General features: G+C 38.3%; 3 protein-coding genes. All 3 read right to left on the reverse strand.

Annotated features, from left to right (window positions below):
• Nucleotides 1-132: 132 nt before the first annotated feature.
• The 3 genes from GNE10_RS32755 to GNE10_RS32765 all read right to left on the reverse strand — a co-directional run bounded on the left by GNE10_RS32755 (nucleotide 133) and on the right by GNE10_RS32765 (nucleotide 3,398).
• Nucleotides 133-1,803, reverse strand: a complete 1,671-nt coding sequence (locus GNE10_RS32755) for an alpha-amylase family glycosyl hydrolase (protein WP_185570185.1) — start codon at nucleotides 1,801-1,803, stop codon at nucleotides 133-135.
• Nucleotides 1,804-1,947: 144 nt separating this feature from the next.
• Nucleotides 1,948-2,661 (reverse strand): 2OG-Fe(II) oxygenase, encoded by a 714-nt coding sequence (locus GNE10_RS32760; RefSeq protein WP_185570187.1) that lies wholly within the window; start codon nucleotides 2,659-2,661, stop codon nucleotides 1,948-1,950.
• A 140-nt stretch (nucleotides 2,662-2,801) separates the two neighbouring features.
• Nucleotides 2,802-3,398 carry a CDP-alcohol phosphatidyltransferase family protein gene (locus GNE10_RS32765; RefSeq protein WP_185570189.1) on the reverse strand — a complete coding sequence of 199 codons (597 nt, stop codon included), beginning with the start codon at nucleotides 3,396-3,398 and terminating at the stop codon, nucleotides 2,802-2,804.
• Nucleotides 3,399-3,800 lie beyond the last annotated feature (402 nt).

A 3,800-nucleotide genomic window follows, 5' to 3' on the forward strand; every position in this document is an offset into this window, starting at 1 on the left:
GTTATGGCTGTTGTAATTCAACGACTTCCGCCACATACTCTTCTTGGGCTAAAGCCAAAGTTTGATTTTCAAGTTAGAAGGGAACCCACCCTTAAAAGAGTGGAATTGTAATATGGTATTAGTTTTATAAAATTACTGCCAAACAAATACCTTGGCTGTATAGCTTGGTAAATTAGTGACTAAACTATCTTCTTGGGTTTCCACTTCACAGTTACCAAACCAATCTCGCCAATACTCAGCAGTGGGAAAGTTTGAAATTTCGTACTTAGTTAAATTTACGCCAGAAAAATTTACCGCCACGACAACATGAGAATCCTGTTTATCCCAACGGCTGTAAACCAGTACTTTATTGTTTGCGTCTTCGTGGAAAAATTCGATGTTGTCGCTTTGCAAAGCTAGATTTTGTTGGCGTAAAGCAATCAGTTTTCGATAATATTCAAATAAATTATGATTCTGGTGGCTTGTCAACAATGACCAAGTAATCTTTTGTGGTTGAGTCACACTTTCGCTTTTTTTCTGGTATTCACCAAATTCTTCTCCCATCCACAGCATTGGTATACCCATTGCTGTGATTAACAGCACTGCTGCTAACTTTGCTCGCTTAAATGCTTCTGCATCAAAGATACCTGCATTGCCTAATTCTCGCAACAGACGTTGGCGATCGTGTGTTGCTAAATAATTTACCACGTTGGTGGCAGTTGTGTAACCCTGTTTTCTAGGATCTAAAATTTGCTTTAATTGTTCTAATTCAAATGATTTTCCACAAATATATGGAACTACAAAGTAACGAAAACTTTCATGCCAACAAGCATCTAATGGCCCGTTCGGTTTGACTACAGTGCTTGTATCAGGAATGTGTTCGGCAATATTATAAAAATGTTTGGATGCGGCATGTTTTTTTGTTTGTTTAGCGAGCCAATCCAGAAATTCATAGTTAGCCAATTGGCGCACGGCATCAAAGCGAATACCATCAATATGATATTCTTCAATCCAATATTTTACTACATCACCGATGTATTTCCATGCAGGCTTAACATTTAATTTTTCGTCGTAATTATCGTAGTTAAATTCTGGCCCCCAGTAATTATCTGGGTCTTCTGGATAATGCTTGTGTTCGTAGTACCAATAATTCCTATCTATCAGCAATAATGGGCATTCTTCATCTGTATGATTGTAAATTGCATCCATAAAAACACGAATGCCTCTACCATGACATTCGTCTATCAATTGCTTTAAATCTTCTGTGGAACCGTAACTAGATTCTGTGGCAAAGTAGTGACGGACTTTATAACCCCAACTATAGTTACCTGGATATTCGTTGACTGGCATTAATTCAATTGCATTGATTCCCAATTCACACAGATAATCTAACTTGGCAATTACCCCTAAATATTTGCCTCGTTTATCGGGTTCAACTTCATCACCAGTAAAATCAGCAACGTGCATTTCATAGATAACTAATTCCCGATTTTCAGGCAACGGTTTTTCGTCATGTTGCCAAACATAAGTATCAACAATACGTTGCCCGTCTTTAATTCGCACTATAGCGTGTTTTCGTGTTTCATTAACATTTGTTGCCTTGGGATCGATAACATCTATCCATTGGTCAGGCGCAAAATTGGGACTTTTGGTTTGAATGCGAAATTTATATTGATAAACCCCGTCTTTTAGTTGTATTTGAGTGCGAAAATAACCATCTTCGCCTTTTTGCATTGGGACATCTTGCCAATCAGAAAATGACCCAATTAAAACTGCTCCTTGGTTACGAGGAGCAAACAAGGTAAATTCAATTAAATTTCCCATTTCCTAATTTATAGAGATTTCTATAAATACAATCAATAAAATGATTTTCTATTATTAAAAAAATTATAGCTTCTTTCTCAAGTAATAAATGTTTTCGGTCTTTTTCACTTAACTTGAGACTTACATCCAGCGATATTTGTCACCCTAACGCCCAAAAACTTGGCGAAAACCAAAATAGGCGATCGCATCCTTCATATTGGAGATAAAACGTTTTAATATACCCATACGAGTATCGGTGACATACTCCAAAGTCAAAACGATTCGTTGTTCGTTCTCACCTAAAGGAGTAACTCTATGGTAAAGTTTGTCACCGTTAAATAATACTAAAGTTCCAGGAGTCAAGGAAAGCGATCGCACTTGTGTTTCTCGGTCAGGAATATCTTTATAGAGTTGATATTCCAACTTACTGGAGGAACGGTCAACTAAACCGAGTAAAACTGTGTAGCGTTTACCTTGATAATAAGATGTATCGTAGTGATATTGAATATGATCTCCAGGTTCAGTGTAGTAATATAGCGCATAAGTATGGCGATCGGCATCAGGACAGGAAAGTAGTTTTTCACCTGTAATTTCGTTGAAAAAATCAAAAACAGCATTTAATTGATAAAATTCTCCAAAAATCGGCGCTAGATTGTCTAAGTGATAGCGGCTAATACTACCACCTTTCTTATGATTGGGAATATAGTTGCGATTGATAGCAGGTTGCAACGATGGTAACAAACTCAAAAACTCATTAAGAATTGCATGAGGAAGAAAGTTTTCAACCACCAAAAATTCATTCTGTGCTTGAAACTCAGCCTTAAGTTTTTGAGAATCAACAGCTGCTATGGCTTGAGAAATTTCAGTTTGAAGTTTCATTAATAATTGTGGGGGGATAAGGAGATAAGGAAGATGAGGAAGACAAGGAAGATGAGGAAGACAAGGAGAATAACTCTTAATCTCTTACTCATCAGTCAACAGTCACCAGTCACCAGTCATCAGTCAACAATCCCCAATCCCTAAGATTTTGACAGTGCAAAAAATTGCCAAATTACCCATATAGCAAATGTTGGCGCACCAATAGTAGCTGCAATTAGTAATGGTTGTAGTCCGTTGAATAAGGTGACTATGGGAAACAAATACAGCACGTCTTCAATGTCAAAGCCGGCAAAATTCGGTTGACGGGTGGCGTTTTTACCTAAATTCTGTTCCATTTGGTTTCGCAAATGAAAAATGCAAGCAACGGATACGCCGGATATTATGCCCATCAGCAACGCCCAGGAACCAAGTTCGCTTTGCCTAAGACCGTACCCAATACCTATAAATAATAGAATGTGGATAATGGCATCACTCAAAAGGTCGTACTGATGTCCCCATTTGCTGGTTTTGCCACTTAAACGGGCTAATTCTCCATCTGTATGATCTAAAAAGTTGGATAAAGCAAACAGTATTGCTCCAATGTTAATCGAGATATTATCGCCAACTGCCAATGCAGTAGCCGCCGCTAGTCCTGTTATTAGTCTAATTGTGGTGAGATGATTGGGATTTACCCAACTGTCTTTTAGAGGTCGAACTAGCCAGTAAGCAAGTTGAGCATCCCAAGTCTTTGTGGTCATAGATAAACTTATTGAATATGTGCACAACCAAGAGAAACCAGAATAAGTTGTTGCTTCGCTTTTTATAGCAACAACCAAGGTGGTTAGGACATTAACAGAGGAGAAAACTCAGACATCAAAAGACTTGTGACCCAGTCCCCAGTCACCAGTCCCTTGCTATTACTGGTTTCGCTAACCTTACCTACAACGAAGTTTAGGTAAGGACTGCGCTCAAGATTTTTTGTTCAATTGTTCAATCACAGCTGCACCCCCCTTAACACTTGCAATTTTATCAAAGAAATGGGTATAAAGCCCCGTCCTACAAGGACGGCTTTTCTTTCTGTAGTCTGTCAATCCAGTCTTCAATCATTTGATATCATGTCCGCCTAATCACTTATCAAAAAAATTCCCCACGTCCCCGCG

The sequence above is a fragment of the Nostoc sp. 2RC genome (assembly GCF_014222165.1).
GTDB classification, from domain to species: Bacteria; Cyanobacteriota; Cyanobacteriia; order Cyanobacteriales; family Nostocaceae; genus Nostoc; species Nostoc linckia.

Bases quoted from the DNA above. Each gene is read 5' to 3' on its own strand.
- GNE10_RS32765 (WP_185570189.1), bottom strand. From the start codon at position 3,398: ATGACCACAAAGACTTGGGATGCTCAACTTGCTTACTGGCTAGTTCGA.
- GNE10_RS32760 (WP_185570187.1), bottom strand. From the start codon at position 2,661: ATGAAACTTCAAACTGAAATTTCTCAAGCCATAGCAGCTGTTGATTCT.
- GNE10_RS32755 (WP_185570185.1), bottom strand. From the start codon at position 1,803: ATGGGAAATTTAATTGAATTTACCTTGTTTGCTCCTCGTAACCAAGGA.